Source organism: Pseudoxanthomonas sp. G3 (assembly GCF_057654715.1).
This window is the reverse complement of the sequence record NZ_CM172805.1, coordinates 2,512,163-2,529,589: the sequence shown is the minus strand read 5'-3', so window position 1 is coordinate 2,529,589 and position 17,427 is coordinate 2,512,163. Positions and strand designations below refer to the sequence as shown.

Genomic DNA, 17,427 nt, shown 5'->3' with positions numbered 1-17,427 from the left:
AGGCCATGGCGCATATCCAAGCCCGCGAAGGTGCCGTCAACCGTGGCCAAGCCGGGGCGGGCCACCGGTTATCGCCGCACGCGGGGCACGGAGGGTATCCCGCGCGCTGCACCGGTGGCCCGCCTGGCCTGCAACGCCTCAGAAATCGAAACGCCCGGTCACCGAGATCGGCACCGAGACGCGCTTTCCGGTGTCGTTGATACGCGCCAGACCGAGCCCGCCAACCGCGGAATCGTCGCCGGAAAGATCGTCGATGTAGTTCACTCCGGCGGTCAGTCTCATGCTGAAGCGTTCGGTGAAGGAGATCTGCGCGCCTGCCTCGAGTCCGCCGCTCAGTGCCCAGTCCTTCTCGTAGAACGGCGCGTTCGGGATCGTGATCGCCGCGTCGGGAATCTCGAACGTGGCCCGGATGTCATCGGTTTCGGTGGCGCCCAGTCGCGCTGAGACGAACGGCCTGACCCGACCACCGTCGCGGAAGAAGTGTCGGTAACCCACCTCCCACGTGTACGCGTCATAGCCCGAGAAGCGACCGAACACGTCGAGCTCGGTATCCAGTGCGGGCACGTAGGCGGCACCGACGCGCACACGCCCATCATCGGCGCTGGTCTCCTTCGCCTGCAGGAATATTTCGCTCCGGTCACTCAGTCCGTAGCCCAGCTCCAGGCCGAAAGACTTGGCGGTGCCATAAATCTGCTCGTGGCTGCGCGAGCGGATCCGCAGCTCCGCGCTCACGCCGGCCAATGCGGGATTCAACGGACCGAGATCCGGTACCGGGGCCACCGCGCCGGTATGGACATCGCCGCTGATCGGCCTGTCGGCGCCCCCGAACACGGATATCGAGAACTTACCCTGCTCGGGGCCGGCGGCATAAGCAGGACCCGCGGCGGCCAGTAGCAGGGCGGCGAAGACGTTGATGCGCATGTGTCTCTCCACGAAGTTGGTCATGCCTACGGGTTGTAGGCATCGCATCTACGCGCAGGGAAGTGCACTTGGATTCACCGATCTGTATTCCGTAAGCGCGCTTTCATGCGCCTTCACGGAACGTCGACGTCGCTGTATGCGCGGCGGCCGTTCGTCGGTGGCCGTTCGTCTTCATCACGGGTCTGCATCCAGCGTTGCCGGATGACCGTACGTAACCCGCCATGCGCCTCATGCGCCGCATGGCGGCCGCTCTTCGAGTGTGCGCTCCACGCTCCACTCGCGCATGTCCGTGTCGAAGGTTCTTCCCCTGAGTGCTTACTTCACAGGACATATCCTCATGACCACGTTCCGTACACGCGCTTGCGCGCTGATTGCCGCATTGCTTCTTCCGTTGCCTGTCCTCGCCGCGCCGACCGTCAACACCCTGGGTGGGGACACACGCGTCCAGCTTTCCGGAGACCTGGTGGGCGCGCTGACCTCCCTCGGCGTGTCGGTACGCGCGACGTATCCGGCCCGACTTCGTGGCGCGCATGCTGCGTTCCCGATCCCGGGAGGCGAGCTGGATCTGGGTTCGCTGAAGGGCGAGGTGGACCACGCAGGCGGCCTGACGCTGCAGGCCGGCGCCACGCAGGTCAATCTGAGCAGTTACACCATCGATACCACCGGCGCGACACCGGTGCTGACGGGACTGGTCAAGCTCAACGACAGCGTCCTGGGTCGGCTTCCCCTGTTCGACATCACGCTGGTGAGCGCGCCCGTCGTACGGGGGTTGCATGCCCGCGCAGGCTCGGTGCAACTGGACAACGTGAAGCTGACGCTCAACGCGGAAGCGGCCGAGGCCCTCAACGCCGTCTTCAACGTCACGGCGTTCCAGGCCGGCCTGCCGGTCGGCACTGCGCGGCTCAATACGTACTTCTACGAGCCCGCGCCTTGAAGACGTTCGTGCGCGTCCTGGCCGAGGGAATGCCCCCTCGGCCAGGCGATTCGGGGAAGGGATACCATGCGTCAGTCCGCTAGCGTGGGCGTCGGCCCACTGCATCGACGCGCATCGTGGTCGATGCTCCTTTTCAACGTGGTGGGCAACCAGCTTGTCTGGTTGATCGCCGTCGATCGGGCAGCGGCCGGATACGCATGGCCGGGCGTAGCGGCCGCCATCCTCTTCGTTCTGATATGCCTTCATGTGTCGCCCGCGCCCCGCGTGGAGACAAAACTGGTCGCCATCGCCGTCGCGCTGGGGATGTGCGTCGATGGGGTGGCCTCCGCGCAGGGCTGGGTGACTTATGCGGTGCCGCTTGCGAACGGCCATCTTGCGCCCCTCTGGATCCTCGCGCTCTGGGCGTCGTTGGCGGTCACGCTCAACGTCTCGCTGCGCAGCGTGCAGCATCGCTTGTGGCTCGCCGTGCTGCTCGGTGGCATCGGTGGCCCCCTGGCTTACCTGGCCGCCGAAGCGGGTTGGGGCGCGGTTCGATTCGAGGCGCCCCGTGCGATGGGACTCGCCTGGCTGGCCGGCGCCTGGGCCCTGCTGTTGCCGACGCTGCTGGTGGCTGCGCAGCGACTGCAGGCCGCGCACCATCGGCAGGCGCATGTCGGCGCCACCGCCCCCAGCGCGGAGTCGCCAGGCTGATCGCTTGCACGCCGAAGCACACGGGTTCATCGCGCCACGACATCGGCGCTGCAAGATGTAAGTAGTGTGTTTCTTTCGATGGATGTTTACCCACCCGATGATGGAGCCAGCATGACCCGTACTCGACAGATCCTGGGTTTGGTGGTCTGGCTGTTGGCCTGCTACGCCGTGGCCGGCATTGGCGCCGTGGCGTCGATCGATGCGGCCACCTTCTACGACGCGCTGGTGCAGCCGAGCTGGGCGCCCCCGGCATCGGTGTTCGGGCCGGTCTGGACCGTGCTCTACGGCATGATGGCGATCGCTGCGTGGCAGGTGTGGCGCGAAGGAGGCTGGTCGCGGCAGCGTCGCCCGCTGCTCCTGTTTCTGGCTCAGCTGGTCGTCAATGCCCTGTGGAGCTGGCTGTTCTTCGCCTGGCGACAGGGCGGCATGGCCTTCGTCGACATCGCGCTGCTGTGGCTGCTGATCCTCGCCACCGTCGTGGCCTTCTGGCGGGTGCGTGTTACTGCCGGTGTGCTGTTGCTGCCTTATCTTGGCTGGGTGAGTTTCGCGCTGGCGCTGAACTATGTCGTTTGGCGCAGTAATCCCGACCTGCTCGGTTACTGAGGACGTGGGCGGGCGTAGCGGAGCTGCCACGCGACGCTTCATCGGCACATCACGCGGGGCGCGCGTGGGGTGTGAGAGGATGCGTGCCCGCATCCGCACGCCTTGACGGACGACGCTCGCGCATGAATTTCCCTCATCCCCCGGTTGGACCATGCGTCTGCTAGCCGGATGCGAACTGACGGTCGAATCCACCGAGGATTGCGCGGTGGTCGCCATGCTGCGACCGCGCAGTGGCGAGTCGCAATGGCTGATCAGCGAAACCTATGCGTTCGATCCCCACGTGCGCCCGACCGAATACGTGGATGCGTTCGGCAACCTGTGCCAGCGTTTCGTGGTGCGCCGTGGGCGCATGCGGATCCGGGCCGAACTGGAGGTCGAAATCGAACGCGACATCGCGGTCGCGCCGTGGGTCGCGCCGGTTCCCGCGGCGCTCCTGCCCGATCACACGCTGCAGTACCTGCTGCCCAGCCGTTACTGCCCGAGTGATCGCGCGTTCGACCAGGCGCAGACCATCGTGGATGCGGCGGAGCCGCGCAGTGGCCAGGTGGGCGCCATCGTGGAATGGATCCGCACCCATATCGCCTACCGGTACGGCGTGAGCGACGCCACGACGGATGCGCTCGACACCCTGGCGGCAGGGGCCGGCGTCTGTCGCGATTACGCGCATGTCGGCATCACGCTGTGCAGGAGTCTGCGCATTCCTGCGCGGATGGTGGTCGGCTACCTGCATGGACTGGAACCCATGGACCTGCATGCCTGGTTCGAGGCCTACCTGGAGGGTCGTTGGTACACGTTCGATCCGACGCAGTCCGCGCCGCGCGGTGGCCGGATCGTCGTCGCCTACGGACGCGACGCGGCCGACGTGGCCTTCCTGACCAGTTACGGTGGACTGCAGACGGTGGACATGCAGGTATGGGTGGGGGAGCGGACGGGGGACGCAGGCGCTGTGTAAGGTGGGGGGCGAGCCATCTTCGCTCGCCAGGCCGATGACGCGGTGCGATCCTGAGATGAAGTCGCGTCGCCGTCGCAAGCCGCCTGCCGCTGGATCACGCCCTGTCGACTAAGTACCTCGCGGGTGGAGCAGACTGCCTTCGTCCTCCGCGGAATCGTCGCGATGGGTTGCAGCGAGGTGGCGAAGCCTCGCGTCGGGATTCTGGAAGGCGCGTAAGCTTGGGCTTCCCGTCGTCCGGCCCATCCTGGGGATGGGCGAGTAATCGACAAGGTATGGCGCGCGTGTGCCGCGGACGTGGCGCGCTATGCGCTTGCATCCGGCGCGCCATGAGGCGCGACATGACGCGCCATACGCCTGCAAGCCGCGCGCGATGCGTAGGGAATGGCCGGTGATACCACAGGATATCGACGTCGGAATGCCGTCCCATGGCAGGCCAAAGACAGCGCGATGACGCGCCATGGCGTTGCATATCGGCACGGATATCGTGCGGCATGGCGAACGGTAGGCGGGGATAGGTCGCACGATACCGGTTGGTATTGGCGGTGATACCGCTTGGTATGGCGGGTCATGCGCGGGCCGGTGTCGTGCGAGGTCGCGGCCTATCACGCGCGAGACGAAGCAAGGACGGCGAGCACGCGGCGGATAAATGTTAGAGGCTTTTCTTCGCGTGGCGTTCTACAGTCGGGGCGTCCGCCAGAGGGCGGGCATTCAACGACAAGGAGACAAGGACGCACCATGAGTCAGAACATTATCGATATCACGTTCGAGAACGATGCATTGGCCGACATCGACGGCGCATTGGGCATATTGCATATGCGATTGGGCGGGCTGGTGGCCCTCGACCCGGTGAAGCGGCGCCGGCTGCACAAGATGGGCGACAAGTCGGAGGCGTTCTGCCGGCTGGCGGTCGACGTGCTGACCAGCAATCCGCAGATCCTGCCCCCGACCTTCGATCTGGCCGCCCTGCAGCGCGATGTCGCGGCGCTGGATGCACTGCGGGCACGCACGGTGCAGCTGATGCGCCTGTACCAGCGGATGCTGGACACCGAAATGGCCTTGGGCAGCGACATCATGTCGAACAGCGTGGAGGGTTATCAGCTGCTCAAGCTGGCCGGCAAGAGCGGTGGCTTGGACTCGCTGCGCAAGCAGTTGTCGGTGCGGTTCAAGAGCAAGCGGGCGAGGGCAGAGTCCGAAGAGGAAGAGCCGGCAATGGGGAGTCAGGCGTCAGCGTAAGAAGCTCACCATGCTTGTATAAGTCGCACCGCAGAGGGAGCCGCAAGGCTCCCTCTTTCTTGCGGGCTTGCTGCGATGGTGGGCGTGGACCGTTGCCGTGAAAGTAGTCCTTCAGCGATCCGAGCGGACATCGCAACCAAACTCATGCCAACAAGCCATGGCACGCTAGGCTAGCAAAGTGGCGCACTTCGCTAGTCCGTTGGCATTTGGCGCAGATCAAAGTGGCGCCACCTTCCAAACGGGCGCAGTCCCAGGGTTCTGCCATGAGCACCATTCTTGTCACCGGCGCGTCTTCCGGTATCGGTAAAGCCGCCGCACTCCACCTGCTTCGGCAGGGCCATACGGTCTACGTAGCCGCCAGACGCGTCGAGGCCATGGCGGATCTGGCCGCCAAGGGCGCCATCCCGCTGCGCATGGACATTACGAGCGAAGCTGACGTGTCTTCGGTCGTGGCGCGCATCACCCGCGACCATGGCGCCGTGGATGTGCTGGTGAACAACGCGGGCTACGCCATTTACGGCGCGGTGGAAGACACTTCGATGGAGGATGCCCGGGCCCAGTTCGACGTCAACCTTTTCGGGCTGGCGCGCCTCACCCAGCTGTTGATTCCCGCCATGCGCGCGCGTGGGCGCGGAACGATCATCAACGTCTCGTCTATGGGTGGCAAGATCTACACACCGCTCGGTGCCTGGTACCACGCCACCAAACACGCACTGGAAGGCTGGAGCGATGCGCTGCGACTCGAGTTGCAACCGTTCGGCATCCATGTGGTCGTGATCGAGCCTGGCCTCATCGCTACGGAATTCGGTGACGTCATGACCCAGCCCATGCTGGCTCGTTCCGGGGCCGGTCCCTACGGAAAGCTGGCGCACGCGATCGCCAAGTCCGCTGCACCCATGTCGCCACCGACGGTCGTGGCCAACGCCATCGACCGGGCCGTGCGGGCGCGTCGGCCCAAGACGCGCTACGTGGCCGGCAATCTGGCGCGCCCGCTGATGTTCGTGCGCAAATACCTCGGGGATCGCGTTTATGATCGTCTGATCATGAGCCAATTCCGCTGACATGGCACGTAGTGCCTTTCCGGTAGATGCCGGCTGGCGACCCTTGCTCAAGGATCTGGGCATCCGCAGCGATACGTTGCTGCGGCGTGCCGGTCTCCCGCAGGAGTTGTTCACCCGCCCCGGCAACGGGCTGACCACGGCAGAGTACTTCCGCTTCTGGGAGTGCCTGCAAGCGGAGGCAGGCGATCCTTTGTTGCCGTTGAGGCTGGTGGAAGCGATCCAGGCGGAATCCTTCATTCCGCCGATCTTTGCCGCGCTGTGCAGCACCAACTTGTTGCAGGCTGGCCAGCGCCTGGCGACCTACAAGAAACTCATCGCGCCGATGAGCTTGCAGGTTGACGTGGATGCCGAGGGTGCGCTGACCCTGTCGCCGCGCTGGCTGGAAGCGGGCGCAACGGTACCGTTCGTCGTCGTCGCCAGTGAGCTCGCGTTCCTGCTGCGCCTGGCGCGCATGGCGACGCGGGAACCCATTGCGGCGATGCGGGTCACGATGTATCACTTGCCTCCGGCCTCGCAAGCGAAGGCTTACGCGAGGTTCTTCGGTGTCGTACCGCAGCAGCGAGACGGTCCCGGAATCACCTTCTCGGCGCTCGACGCGCGCCGGCCATTCCTCACGGCCAACGACGCGATGTGGAAGGTGTTCGAGCCGGACATGCGCAAGCGCCTGGGTGAGTTGGAGGCCGAAGCCGGCATCCAGCAGCGTGTCCGCTCGGCGTTGATGGAGCTGCTTCCTGCCGGTCAGTCGGGCATCGATGCCGTTGCGGCGCTGCTGTCGATGAGCAAGCGTACGTTGCAGCGACGACTGGAAGAAGAGGGCAGCCACTATCGCGCACTGGTCGACGCGACGCGCGAAGCGCTGGCCAAGCACTATCTGAAGCGGACGGAGCTTTCACTGGGTGAGATCGGCTTTCTCCTCGGATTCGAGGATCCCAACTCGTTCTTCCGCGCTTTCAACGTGTGGACGGGAGAAACGCCAGAAACATTCCGAAGGCGGGAACGTGAGGCTACACAATTGCCATGAAAGGTTGCGACCCGACGGATTTGCCCGGCAGTAAGTTGCGCGCCCCGATGTCCCGCATCGGGCGTTGATGCTCCATCAGTGGTCCAACGATGCATGCGAGCCGGACTATTCCGACGTCCCGCAGAGCGCAGTACCGCGCGCCTATCCGGTGAGACCCAAGGTGGCGCTGGCGTTTCCGGGCGAGCTACTCAACACGGCGGGACGCCCGTTTACTCACACGACGGGTCTCTTCAATCCAATCCAGGGCTTCGCGGTAGCCTTCCTCGCTCTCCAGAACGCGATCCGTCAGGGACCGCCCGGTCAGTGTGAGGTACTCATTGAGGTCCGCCGGGGTGAGTCCGGCGGCTTCGGTGGCCTGATGGAACAGGTGCCAGCGCATCGCGCGTTTCTCGAGTTCGTAGCGCGGCCAGAACGCGCGAAGGACATCCGCACCCGCGCGCACGCGATGGGCCGGTTCCCCTAGGCGCTTGTCCTTAGGGACGAGGCGATTGGCGGCGGCGAGGAGCAGGTGTGCCATGTCCTCGCGCTCTGCGGTCTCCTTCGTCGTCTGCAGTTGGCGTGCACACCGATCGAGGGCGGCGGACAGCTCGCGGAGCGAGGCCTGGAGGTACGGATTCGGGTGGTCTTTGATCATCGTTCGACAGTGCACGGGTCGCGAATGGCGCCCATTCACCACGGTAGACGTCTGGAGGGGCCATTTCCCTATGGGGATGAGTACGTAGGATGGGTTGAGCGAAGCGATACCCATCGTCGCGATGCCGGCACTCTGCAATTGATGGGTATCGCCTGCGGCTCAACCCATCCTACGAGACTGGTGATGCGTCTACACCAGCGGACGCTGGACGCAGGAATGGCGCTGGGCAGCGACATCATGTCGAACAGCGTGGATTGCGATAGGTTGGGGTGAGCTTGCGAAGCCCAACGCCGGGATGTCGGAAGTTGGGCGATGTTGGGCTTCACTTCGTTCAGCCCAACCTATGGTCCTAACACGCAAAGAAGATCATCGCGTGGGTGATTCCCGTCAGTACGGTGAACACCGCGAAGAGATGAGGAAGCGTGTTATCGCTGAACGAACGCTCTCGAAACGTAGCCCTGAAGAATCCCAGAAGATAGACCGACCAGAATGTGCTGCGCTGCTCCGCGGTCTCTAGATAGTGGAGACCACCATAGTGCTCGTTGCTGACGCTTTGCCCATTTCTTGGTGCGCGCATTCCAATCTGGTTCAGATCGATAATTGGCTTCCAGCCTTCTAGATAGAATCTGGGCACTGGTCCGATCGGGTTTCCTACTGCCTCTGCATTCTGGGCAGCCGTCCGCTCTGTACCCCAGCTCACCGATGCATTTGCGAGTCCTGCAGCCAACTTCCTCCCGGCCCTGGAGTGACCTGCTTGCCACCTGGCATCTTCAACAAAGTCCCCCCAAGGCTTGGCCTCGCTCACAAGCCAGAATCTGATCCAGAAGTAGAAAAAGCCTAGCCATGCCACTGCCAGGATCACCTGGGGATACTTCAGCTTGACCGGGATAAGGTTTCGTACTGTGCCGGCATCAACGACGTGGCCACCAGCTAGGTTGAATGTCACCAGGCCAATTGCCAGCGCATACAAGTCTCGCCGCTGCCTGAGCGCGTCGAGCTCAGTATCTTTCCTGTTTGCGATATTCCTCCGGCCGCTTCCGCCCACCATGCGCCCTCCCCGTCAAGTTGTGATCCAAGACACGTGATACAGGGTTTCCAGTTGTAGGATAGTGGGGTCGGCTGCCGCTAACAGCCGACCCCGAGGCCGTTAGGCCTGGTACCACTCACCGCGTACCTTGTCGTTGATTTGAATGCCAGGGATGGCATTCACAACGAGACGAATGCCGGCCACGCAGTCCGCGTGGTTCTTGTACCCCTCGCCACCATTGGCGATCTTGCGGGAGTTCTCCGCAAAGAGGGTCCACCGGAATTCGCCGGCATCGTCTTTGTACAGGACGAACTGCTTGGGAACGCTAGCCATACACTTTCCTCTGATATGCAGCGAATGCTGCGGGAACCACCGTACAGCCTCCAATCCCAGGGGTGTTGCAGATAAGTGTGTGGATAACCGGTGGAAATCTCAGTACCTGCGACGACGTTTCAATGACTTCCCTCTCGGGAGGCAGCTGGTGAAACATTGATCAATCCTCGCCTAGAGCCACCTTTCGAGTGGATGCCGTAGAGACGGGCGCCACGAGGCGCCCATCCATCGCTGACGATGTCGGCGTGTAGGTTCACGATGTTGTCGTGCTCGCCGATGCTTCTGACGGACATGCGCTCGTTCTGGCCCGGATGGACCAGGAACTTTAAGTGGCGGGCACGGCCTTGCCTCGCGACAGCGTCTCAGCCCCGGCGACAGGCCATGCGACATCGACCCATCCAAGCAACTAGGCCCTAGCTGGGATCATTTGTTCCGCGAGGACATCAGGAGCGAGGAGGAGAAGCGGGCCGCGCAGGCGAAAGAGAACGCGCGCCGCAAAGGCCTGCGGACGAAGAACTGGCACCTGAAGTACCTTGACGAGGGACGGCAGGCTGAAGGACTAGCTAGTAAGATGGGTTGAGCGAAGCGATACCCATCGTCGTGGTGCCGACGCTCTGCAAATAGATGGGTATCGCCTGCGGCTCAACCCATCCTACGAGATCGCGTGATGGAGAGAAGATGACAGGTGTTGGTCGTCCCGAAAAAGTTCATGTGGAGAACGAGTGGTACGACGGCCCGCGTGCCGGCGTTGCCGACATAGGTGGCGTGCCACATCGTTTCAAGTCCCAGTTTGACGAGAAGGATGACGAGTATCTTGGGACGTTCCTAGTCTGGCCGATAGAAAAGGAAGTGCTGGATCTGGAGCGCGAACAGTGAGAGATATTCGTCGCTTGGAGCGCGCTCTACAAGTTAGGCGAAGTGGGTAGCGAGTCCCATCCAGGGCATGGCGGAATAAGCGCCCGATGGGATGAAATCGAGGCCATTCTCAAACCAATCAGGGATGCGATTCCTGCGTCCGCCAGGCGAGCCGTTGCGGAGATGACGTACCTGGATCGCGAGGTGCGCTTGCGAGTTCCGGGCCCGCCTACATGTTGAGCTGGAGACTTCTTGAGAGCGCGCGGGGCTGACTTCGCCGTGAGCGACACGTAGCGCTCACGGCTTGGTGATGAGCGGTGACCGGTTCGGTCGCCTGCAGCCCATCCATTCTGGGAACGCTTGGAGCCCACAAACGAAAAAACCCTGGAGGTCCAGGGTTTGATCTTGGTGCCGGAGGTGGGACTCGAACCCACACGCTTTTAAGGGCGGCGGATTTTGAGTCCGCTGCGTCTACCATTCCGCCACTCCGGCGCGGACGCGAAGTATAGCCGAGCGCGGGGCCTCGCCGACAGGGCAGGCCCGTGTGGGCTCAATTGACCTGGTCGGTGCCCAGCAGGCGCTCGCCGCGGCGCTGCCAGCCGCTGGTGCCGGCGTCTTCCTCCGGCGTATAGATCCCGCAGCGGACCATCGTGCGCTGGTAGACGTGCAGGCTGACCGCCACCGCCTTGTCGCTGGGGTTGCGGATGGTGTGGTACTCGTGCGGCGGGATCAGGCTGCCGGCCGACCCGGTGCCGGCTTCTATCGTCCCGGCCGGGACGAAGCGGTAGCGCACGTCATCGTGCTCGGCCAACTCGTACTGCGTGATCTCCAGCCGTCCGCGCCACACCCCTTCCACGCACCACATGCCCGAATGATCGTGGATCTTCGTGCCCTGGCCGGGGCCCCAGGTCATCGCGATGACGCTGTAGCCGTGCTCCGGGCTGGTGTACAGCTCGCGCCGCGCGTAGTGGTCGGAGATCGGCTCCAGCACACAGGCGGGCAGCCGCACGTCCTCATCGCAGATCAGTTCGCACAGCGACTTGCGCAGCGCATCGGTGACGGCGCGGTCGTCGCCCAGGGCGACGGCGGCGTCCAGCGAGGCGACCAGTTTGTCGGCGCCGGGGAAATCGAGGGTCATGGCACGGCCCGGGTCAGGAAGTGGGGCCATTTTAGCCGCCCGGGCCGGGGAGGGTGGCGTGCAGTGCGAGATGAAGGTGATGGAATCCCTCGCCCCGTTCACGGGGAGAGGGTGCCCGAAGGGCGGGTGAGGGGCGAACGGAGGCAGGATGGGTCGGTGCACGTGCGACGACCGCGCTCGCCCCTCATCCGCCTTCGGCACCTTCTCCCCGCCTGGCGGGGAGAAGGGAAGCACGGTCAGATCCCCGCCAGGAAGTCCCGCACTGCCGGCCCGAAGCGGTCGTAGTCCACCAGGAAGGCGTCATGGCCCTGCGGCGATTCCAGCGGCACGAAGTCCGCCTGCGCGCCGCCGGCGGCCAGGCCCTCGGCGATCTGCTGCTGTTGCTGCAGCGGGAACAGGATGTCGGTGGTGGCGCCGATGGCCAACGCCCGCTGCACGCGGATCTTCGCCAGGCCCTTCACCACGTCGCCGTCTGCCTGCTCCTGACCGGCATACTCGGCCAGGTCGAACCAGTCCATCGAGCGGCTGAGGTAGAGATAGCAGTTCGGGTCGAAGCGACGCACGAAGCGGCGCGCATGGCCTTCCAGATAGCTCTCCACCTGGAACTCCAGGCCGAACGGCTCCTCGTCCGGGCGGTCCGACTCCAGCCGCACCCGGCCGAAGCGGCCGTCCCATTCCAGCGCCGAGCGGTAGGTGATCACGCCCAGCTTGCGCGCCATCCGCATGCCGGATTCCGGATATGTGTCGTCGTCGTACTGGCCGTGGTTCCAATTCGGATCCAGCCGGATCGCCTCGCGCTGCAGTGAACGGATGGCGATCGAGAACGGCAGCGCCTGCGCACTGCCGGAAATGTTGATGTGGGTGCGCGCCGCGCCCGGGTGCAGCAGCAGGTAGGCCAGCGCCGTCATCCCGCCCATCGAATTGCCGATGATGCAGGCCAGTTGCTCGATGCCCAGCCCACGCACCACGTCGAAGGCCGCGTTCGCGCCGTCTTCCACCGAGAGTTCCGGGAAGTCGAGGCGGTACAGCGCGCCGGTATCCGGATTGACCGAGGCCGGCCCGGTGGAGCCCTTGCAGCTGCCCAGCGAGTTCACGCAGACGACGAACCAGCGGTCGGTATCGATCGGCTTGCCCGAGCCCAGCATCGGCTCCCACCAGCCTTCCTCCGGATTGCCGGGATTGCGCGCGGCATGCGCGTCGGGCGACAGCCCGGTGACGATCAGCACCGCGTTGTCGCGCCGTTCGTTCAACGTGCCCCAGGTTTCATACGCGACCCGCGCTCCATGCAGCGCGCCACCCCGCTTCATGCGGAACGGCGAGGGCAGGGGATGGAAGCGGGTGCCGGGGGGGATGAATTCGGTCATCCGCCAAGTGTAACGACCCCGGCGGCGCTATTCCCCCTGCCAGCGCAGTCCGACGCGCACAGGCAGGTGGTCCGAGCCGAGACCGCAGCGTGTTCGGCTCATGCGGCAGGCGAGGCGGGGGTCATCGTCAAAGTGCGGGCAAGGCGCGGGAGTGATGCCACGTCGTGCACGCGTCGCGCATTCGGAACCATCGGTGATGCGGGAACGAAACCCCTCTCCCTGCGAAGCGGGGAGAGGGTGCCCGAAGGGCGGGTGAGGGGCGAGCGGAGCGGGGATGCCGGCGTTGCAATCAGCGTCAACGTGCGGCTACGACATTGGCCGAAGGATTCGCGCGAAGAGCGCCCCTCATCCGCCTTCGGCACCTTCTCCCCGCAGGCGGGGAGAAGGGAAAGACGCAAAGCGCTTTACGGATCCTCATCCACCTTCGACACCCACCCCGGCCAGGCGCACCGCGCCCGGCGTTCCAACGTTCTGCACGCCATGCCGCGCAAGCAGAGTGCTCTCACCCCCGCTTGCGGGGGGAAGGGAGCGACACGCGCCTTACGGCACCACGCGATCGATCGTCAGCGTGTAGGCGTTGCCGGCCTTCACGTCGGCGGTGATGGCGGTGGCTTCCAGGTCGCCGGCGGTGGCGGTGGCGGCGCCGCCCTTGGAGATCCGCGCGACCAGTTGCACCTGCGGCAGCTGCGAGAGCTTCAGCGTCGGCATGGGGCTGTCGCCGTCGCCGAGCGGCACGGTCATCGGGAACGACGCCACCGGCAGGCGCTTGGCCGCGACCGGCATCGGCGGGCCGCCGACCTGGCGCGCGAACACGAACAGCATGTCGCCCGGGGCGAGATTGTCCTTCAGCGCGGGCGCGAGATCCACCGTCACCGTCAGCAGTGCAGGCGATGCCTCTGCTGCAGGCGCGACCTCGCCAAGCGGCCGCAGGCCCGCTTCCGCACGGGCTTCGTTGATCTGCGTGCGCAGGGTGGCGGCGGTGTTGGGATCCACCTGGGCCAGCAGCGGTTCCCAGGTCTTCGCGGCCTCGGCCGGCTTGCCTTCCTGGCGTTGGGCCAGGCCGACGAACCAGGCGGCGCGCTGGTGGCCGGGATTGATCTGGCGCGCACGTTCCAGCAGCGCCATCGCCTGCGCGTCGAGCTTGCGCTCAGCGTTGTTGAACAGGCGGGCCTGCGCGGCTTCCACCAGCAGGTCGGCGTCGTCGGGCATCAGCTGCACCGCGCGCTCGAACGCCTTCTGCGCATCGCCGAAGCGCTGCAGCGCCGCGTAGGACTTGCCGAGCAGGCGCCAGCCTTCGGGTTCGTTGGGCTGTTTCTTGAGTTCGGCTTCGAGCTGGACGATGGCGTCTTCCAGCGTGGCCGGACCGGCGGCGGTGGCCTGCGGTTCCAGCGCGGCGGGCGTGCCGACCACGCGGTACAGCGCGAAGGTGGCGATGCCGAGCGCCAGCACGCCACCGATCACCAGCGGCCTGGCGCCACGCCACAGCGGCCACAGCACCGCCAGCAGCACGGCGACGGACAGCACGATGGCGAGGATCACGAACGTGGTCATCACCACTCCTGGTCGGTGTCGTCGGTGGCGGGGGCCGGTTGCCTGGCGCGGCGTGCGACGATGCGCCCCACCCACACGCCGCCGGCCAGCAACAGCAGCAGCGGGCCGAACCAGAGCACGTAGGTGCCGGGCGCGACGTCGGGCTTGTACAGCACGAACTCGCCGTAGCGATCCACCAGGAACTGCTTCACCTGCGCGTCGTCCTTGCCTTGGCGCATCAGGTCGAGCACTTCGCGGCGCAGGTCGTGGGCGATCTGCGCATTGGAATCGGCCAGCGACTGGTTCTGGCACATCACGCAGCGCAGTTCGGCGGTCAGCCTGTGGAAGCGGGCTTCCTCGGCGGCGTCACGGAACCGCAGCGGGGTCGGGTCGCTGGCCTGGGCGAAAGCGGGCGCGGCAATGGCGACCAGCAGGGCCAGCAGCAACGCGCGCAGCAGGAGGGCGGGGGAGGTGCTCATCGGCCGGCTTCGATCTTCTCCAGCGCGGGAATCAGCTGGTGGTCGATGATGGCCTGGTCGATGGCGCCGACGTGCTTCCAGCGGATCACGCCATGGCCGTCGACGAGGAAGGTTTCCGGCGCGCCGTAGATGCCCCAGTCGATGGCGCTACGGCCTTCGACATCGGCGATGACCATCATGTACGGATTGCCGAACTGCTCCAGCCAGCGCAGCGCGTCCGGGCGTTCGTCCTTGAGGTTGTAGCCGATGAAGCGCACGCGCTTGGTCAGCGCGAACCGCGTCAGGACCGGATGCTCCACACGGCATTCCGGGCACCAGCTACCCCACACGTTCATCACGTAGGGCTGGCCGGCGAGGTCGGCGTTGGTCACGCGCTTGCTCGGTTCGTGCAGCAGCGGCAGGTCGAACGCGGGCGCCGGCTTGCCGATCAGCGGCGACGGCAACGCATCGCGATCGCTGCGGTCGGACTGCTTCACGCCGTAATACAGCAGGCCCATCAGGCCGACGAAGAACAGGCCGATGATGACCAGCGCGAAGGTCAGCGCACCACGCGAGCGCGGCGGCGACGGCGGAAGTTCGGACGCGTTGTTCATGCGGGGGTCGCCTCGTTCTTGCGGTGATTCCGGAAGCGGCGGTCGGCGGCAGTGACGAAGCCGCCCAGCGCCATCAGGGCGGCGCCGAGCCAGATCCAGCGGACAAACGGTTTTATGTGCACGCGCAGCGCCCAGGCGCCATCGCCCAGCGGTTCGCCGAGCGCGACATAGACATCGCCGAGCACGCCGGGTTGTATGCCGGCCTCGGTCATCACCTGGCCACCGCTGGCATAGGCGCGTTTCTCCGGGTGCAGCAGCACCACCGGCGCGCCATCGCGCAGCACCTGCACGTGGCCGCGGTCGGAGAGGTAATTCGGGCCCTGGGTTTCGTCCACGCCCTGGAAATGGAAGCCCCAGCGGCCGACCTCGACGGTCTGCCCCGGCTTCACCGCCAGTTCGCGCTGCACGTTGAGCGCTTCCACCAGCAACGCGCCCACCAGGAACACCGCGATGCCGGTGTGCGCCAGCGTCATGCCGAGCATCTCGGGCGTGAAGCGGCCATTCGCGCGCAGGCGCGACCAGATGAAGCGCACGGTGCCCAGGCCGACCCACGCCGCGCCCAAGATGCCGGCGGCGGCCTTGAGCTTGCCCTGCGGTGCGACGAAATAAGCGACGGCGGCCAGCACGATGGCCAGCAGCGCCCACGGCAGCAGCATCGCGCCCAGGCGCGACGCCTTGTCGCGCTGCCACTTCGTCAGCGGGCCGAACGGCACCAGCGCCACCAGCGGCGCCATCAGCACGATGAACAACAGGCTGAAGTAGGGTGGGCCGACCGAGATCTTGCCCAGGTCCAGCGCGTCGGCGATCAGTGGGTAGAGCGTGCCCAGCAGCACCATCGCGCAGGCGGCGGCAAGCAGCAGGTTGTTGGCCAGCAGCAAGGTCTCGCGCGAATTGGCGGCGAAGTACGATGTCTCCGAGGCGTCATCGGCCAGCTGTGGTGCGCGCCACGCGTACAGCAACAAGGAACTGCCGATGACGACGCCGAGGAAGATCAGGATGAAGACGCCGCGGGTCGGATCGGCCGCGAACGCGTGCACGCTGGTGATCACGCCCGAACGCACCAGGAACGTGCCCAGCAGCGACAGCGAGAACGCGGCGATGGCGAGCAGCAGCGTCCAGCCGCGGAACGCGCCCCGCTTCTCGGTGACCGCCTGCGAGTGGATCAGGGCCGCGCCGATCAGCCACGGCATGAAACTGGCGTTCTCGACCGGATCCCAGAACCACCAGCCGCCCCAGCCCAGTTCGTAATACGCCCACCAGCTGCCCAACGCGATGCCAAGGGTGAGGAAGCCCCAGGCCACGTTCGTCCACGGACGGGTCCAGCGCAGCCAGCGCGCATCCACGCGGCCATCCAGCAACGCGGCGATGGCGAAGGCGAACGGCACCACGAAGCCCACGTAGCCCACGTACAGCAGCGGCGGATGGATGATCATCCCCGGGTCCTGCAGCAACGGGTTCAGGTCACGGCCTTCGCCGGGCGAGGGCAGCAGGCGGATGAAGGGATTGGAGGTGAAGATCAGGAAGGCGAGGAAGCCGATGGCGACCACACCCATCACGCCGAGCACGCGCGCCATCACCACGTCCGGCAGTCGACGCGAGAACAGCGCCACCGCGCCGGTCCAGATCGCCAGCACCAGCGCCCACAGCAGCAGCGACCCTTCGTGCGAACCCCACACCGCGGTGTAGCGGTAGACCATCGGCAGCAGCGAGTTGGAGTTGTCGGCGACGTACTTCACCGAGAAGTCCTGCCGCACGAACGCGACCGTCAATGCGATGAAGGCCAGCATCATCAGCCACAGCTGCGCATAGGCCGCGGGGCGGGCGATGTCCATCCACGCAGCCTTGCCCCGGTGCGCGCCGGCCAGCGGCAGCACCGCCTGCAGGATGGCCACCAGCAGCGCCAGGATCAGCGCGATTTGTCCGAGTTCAGGAAGCATCAGTCATCCATTCCCTCGCCCTGCGGACGGGGGTGAGAACGATCTGCTTGCGCGGCATGCCGCGCAGATCGTTTGAACGCCGGGCGCGCTGCGCCCGGCCGGGGAGGGTGCCGAAGGCGGGT

18 protein-coding genes and 1 tRNA gene are annotated in these 17,427 nt (G+C 65.5%); 8 read left to right on the top strand and 11 right to left on the bottom strand.

The window, feature by feature from the left end; genetic code table 11:
* Positions 1–138 precede the first annotated feature (138 nt).
* On the bottom strand, positions 139–921 hold the full coding sequence (locus AC23D6_RS11965; RefSeq protein ID WP_487749480.1) for a hypothetical protein: 783 nt from the start codon (positions 919–921) through the stop codon (positions 139–141).
* Between the two features lie 337 nt (positions 922–1,258).
* Between AC23D6_RS11965 and AC23D6_RS11960 the strand changes: the two genes are divergently transcribed.
* From AC23D6_RS11960 to AC23D6_RS11930, 7 genes are all read left to right on the top strand, one after another.
* Positions 1,259–1,855 (top strand): hypothetical protein, encoded by a 597-nt coding sequence (locus AC23D6_RS11960; RefSeq protein WP_487749479.1) that lies wholly within the window; start codon positions 1,259–1,261, stop codon positions 1,853–1,855.
* A gap of 123 nt (positions 1,856–1,978) precedes the next feature.
* Positions 1,979–2,545, top strand: a complete 567-nt coding sequence (locus AC23D6_RS11955; RefSeq protein WP_487749478.1) for a DUF2878 domain-containing protein — start codon at positions 1,979–1,981, stop codon at positions 2,543–2,545.
* 111 nt (positions 2,546–2,656) lie between these two features.
* Positions 2,657–3,148: a TspO/MBR family protein gene (locus AC23D6_RS11950; protein ID WP_487749477.1), complete on the top strand. Its 492-nt coding sequence runs from the start codon at positions 2,657–2,659 to the stop codon at positions 3,146–3,148.
* 151 nt (positions 3,149–3,299) lie between these two features.
* Complete coding sequence (locus AC23D6_RS11945) at positions 3,300–4,100, top strand: transglutaminase family protein (RefSeq protein ID WP_487749476.1); 801 nt, start codon at positions 3,300–3,302, stop codon at positions 4,098–4,100.
* Positions 4,101–4,835: 735 nt separating this feature from the next.
* Positions 4,836–5,333, top strand: coding sequence for a hypothetical protein (locus tag AC23D6_RS11940; RefSeq protein WP_487749475.1), 498 nt, complete (start codon positions 4,836–4,838; stop codon positions 5,331–5,333).
* A 263-nt stretch (positions 5,334–5,596) separates the two neighbouring features.
* Positions 5,597–6,394: an oxidoreductase gene (locus AC23D6_RS11935; RefSeq protein WP_487749474.1), complete on the top strand. Its 798-nt coding sequence runs from the start codon at positions 5,597–5,599 to the stop codon at positions 6,392–6,394.
* A 1-nt stretch (position 6,395) separates the two neighbouring features.
* A complete protein-coding gene (locus AC23D6_RS11930) occupies positions 6,396–7,415 on the top strand; it encodes an AraC family transcriptional regulator (RefSeq protein WP_487749473.1) in 1,020 nt (339 codons plus the stop codon).
* Positions 7,416–7,599: 184 nt separating this feature from the next.
* Here the strand turns inward: AC23D6_RS11930 and AC23D6_RS11925 are convergent, their stop codons facing one another.
* From AC23D6_RS11925 to AC23D6_RS11915, 3 genes are all read right to left on the bottom strand, one after another.
* On the bottom strand, positions 7,600–8,049 hold the full coding sequence (locus tag AC23D6_RS11925; RefSeq protein ID WP_487749472.1) for a hypothetical protein: 450 nt from the start codon (positions 8,047–8,049) through the stop codon (positions 7,600–7,602).
* Between the two features lie 349 nt (positions 8,050–8,398).
* Positions 8,399–9,097, bottom strand: coding sequence for a hypothetical protein (locus AC23D6_RS11920; protein WP_487749471.1), 699 nt, complete (start codon positions 9,095–9,097; stop codon positions 8,399–8,401).
* A gap of 99 nt (positions 9,098–9,196) precedes the next feature.
* Positions 9,197–9,409 carry a YegP family protein gene (locus tag AC23D6_RS11915; protein WP_487749470.1) on the bottom strand — a complete coding sequence of 71 codons (213 nt, stop codon included), beginning with the start codon at positions 9,407–9,409 and terminating at the stop codon, positions 9,197–9,199.
* 678 nt (positions 9,410–10,087) lie between these two features.
* On the opposite strand from AC23D6_RS11915, the gene AC23D6_RS11910 reads away from it, so the two are divergent.
* Positions 10,088–10,285 (top strand): hypothetical protein, encoded by a 198-nt coding sequence (locus AC23D6_RS11910; protein ID WP_487749469.1) that lies wholly within the window; start codon positions 10,088–10,090, stop codon positions 10,283–10,285.
* Positions 10,286–10,670: 385 nt separating this feature from the next.
* On the opposite strand, the gene AC23D6_RS11905 is transcribed toward AC23D6_RS11910, so the two are convergent.
* The 7 genes from AC23D6_RS11905 to AC23D6_RS11875 form a co-directional block, all read right to left on the bottom strand.
* A tRNA-Leu gene (locus AC23D6_RS11905) sits at positions 10,671–10,756 on the bottom strand.
* Positions 10,757–10,814: 58 nt separating this feature from the next.
* The gene (locus tag AC23D6_RS11900; RefSeq protein WP_487749468.1) at positions 10,815–11,402 is read right to left on the bottom strand and encodes a cysteine dioxygenase family protein; all 588 of its coding nucleotides are present in this window, start codon (positions 11,400–11,402) and stop codon (positions 10,815–10,817) included.
* 236 nt (positions 11,403–11,638) lie between these two features.
* Complete coding sequence (gene metX / locus AC23D6_RS11895) at positions 11,639–12,766, bottom strand: homoserine O-acetyltransferase MetX (protein ID WP_487749467.1); 1,128 nt, start codon at positions 12,764–12,766, stop codon at positions 11,639–11,641.
* A gap of 540 nt (positions 12,767–13,306) precedes the next feature.
* Positions 13,307–14,317 carry a tetratricopeptide repeat protein gene (locus AC23D6_RS11890; RefSeq protein WP_487749466.1) on the bottom strand — a complete coding sequence of 337 codons (1,011 nt, stop codon included), beginning with the start codon at positions 14,315–14,317 and terminating at the stop codon, positions 13,307–13,309.
* Positions 14,317–14,754, bottom strand: coding sequence for a cytochrome c-type biogenesis protein (locus AC23D6_RS11885; protein WP_487752629.1), 438 nt, complete (start codon positions 14,752–14,754; stop codon positions 14,317–14,319). The genes AC23D6_RS11890 and AC23D6_RS11885 overlap by 1 nt, the downstream gene beginning before the upstream one ends.
* 17 nt (positions 14,755–14,771) lie before the next feature.
* A complete protein-coding gene (locus AC23D6_RS11880; RefSeq protein ID WP_487752628.1) occupies positions 14,772–15,272 on the bottom strand; it encodes a DsbE family thiol:disulfide interchange protein in 501 nt (166 codons plus the stop codon).
* Between the two features lie 92 nt (positions 15,273–15,364).
* Entirely contained in the window at positions 15,365–17,305 is a 1,941-nt protein-coding gene (locus tag AC23D6_RS11875) for a heme lyase CcmF/NrfE family subunit (protein ID WP_487749465.1), read from the bottom strand.
* Positions 17,306–17,427: the final 122 nt, after the last annotated feature.

Coding starts and splice junctions, on each gene's coding strand:
- AC23D6_RS11910 (WP_487749469.1), top strand. CDS start 10,088: ATGACAGGTGTTGGTCGTCCCGAAAAAGTTCATGTGGAGAACGAGTGG.
- AC23D6_RS11920 (WP_487749471.1), bottom strand. CDS start 9,097: ATGGTGGGCGGAAGCGGCCGGAGGAATATCGCAAACAGGAAAGATACT.
- metX (WP_487749467.1), bottom strand. CDS start 12,766: ATGACCGAATTCATCCCCCCCGGCACCCGCTTCCATCCCCTGCCCTCG.
- AC23D6_RS11930 (WP_487749473.1), top strand. CDS start 6,396: ATGGCACGTAGTGCCTTTCCGGTAGATGCCGGCTGGCGACCCTTGCTC.
- AC23D6_RS11890 (WP_487749466.1), bottom strand. CDS start 14,317: ATGACCACGTTCGTGATCCTCGCCATCGTGCTGTCCGTCGCCGTGCTG.
- AC23D6_RS11960 (WP_487749479.1), top strand. CDS start 1,259: ATGACCACGTTCCGTACACGCGCTTGCGCGCTGATTGCCGCATTGCTT.
- AC23D6_RS11880 (WP_487752628.1), bottom strand. CDS start 15,272: ATGGGCCTGCTGTATTACGGCGTGAAGCAGTCCGACCGCAGCGATCGC.
- AC23D6_RS11955 (WP_487749478.1), top strand. CDS start 1,979: ATGCTCCTTTTCAACGTGGTGGGCAACCAGCTTGTCTGGTTGATCGCC.
- AC23D6_RS11900 (WP_487749468.1), bottom strand. CDS start 11,402: ATGACCCTCGATTTCCCCGGCGCCGACAAACTGGTCGCCTCGCTGGAC.
- AC23D6_RS11875 (WP_487749465.1), bottom strand. CDS start 17,305: ATGCTTCCTGAACTCGGACAAATCGCGCTGATCCTGGCGCTGCTGGTG.
- AC23D6_RS11925 (WP_487749472.1), bottom strand. CDS start 8,049: ATGATCAAAGACCACCCGAATCCGTACCTCCAGGCCTCGCTCCGCGAG.
- AC23D6_RS11950 (WP_487749477.1), top strand. CDS start 2,657: ATGACCCGTACTCGACAGATCCTGGGTTTGGTGGTCTGGCTGTTGGCC.
- AC23D6_RS11945 (WP_487749476.1), top strand. CDS start 3,300: ATGCGTCTGCTAGCCGGATGCGAACTGACGGTCGAATCCACCGAGGAT.
- AC23D6_RS11915 (WP_487749470.1), bottom strand. CDS start 9,409: ATGGCTAGCGTTCCCAAGCAGTTCGTCCTGTACAAAGACGATGCCGGC.
- AC23D6_RS11965 (WP_487749480.1), bottom strand. CDS start 921: ATGCGCATCAACGTCTTCGCCGCCCTGCTACTGGCCGCCGCGGGTCCT.
- AC23D6_RS11940 (WP_487749475.1), top strand. CDS start 4,836: ATGAGTCAGAACATTATCGATATCACGTTCGAGAACGATGCATTGGCC.
- AC23D6_RS11935 (WP_487749474.1), top strand. CDS start 5,597: ATGAGCACCATTCTTGTCACCGGCGCGTCTTCCGGTATCGGTAAAGCC.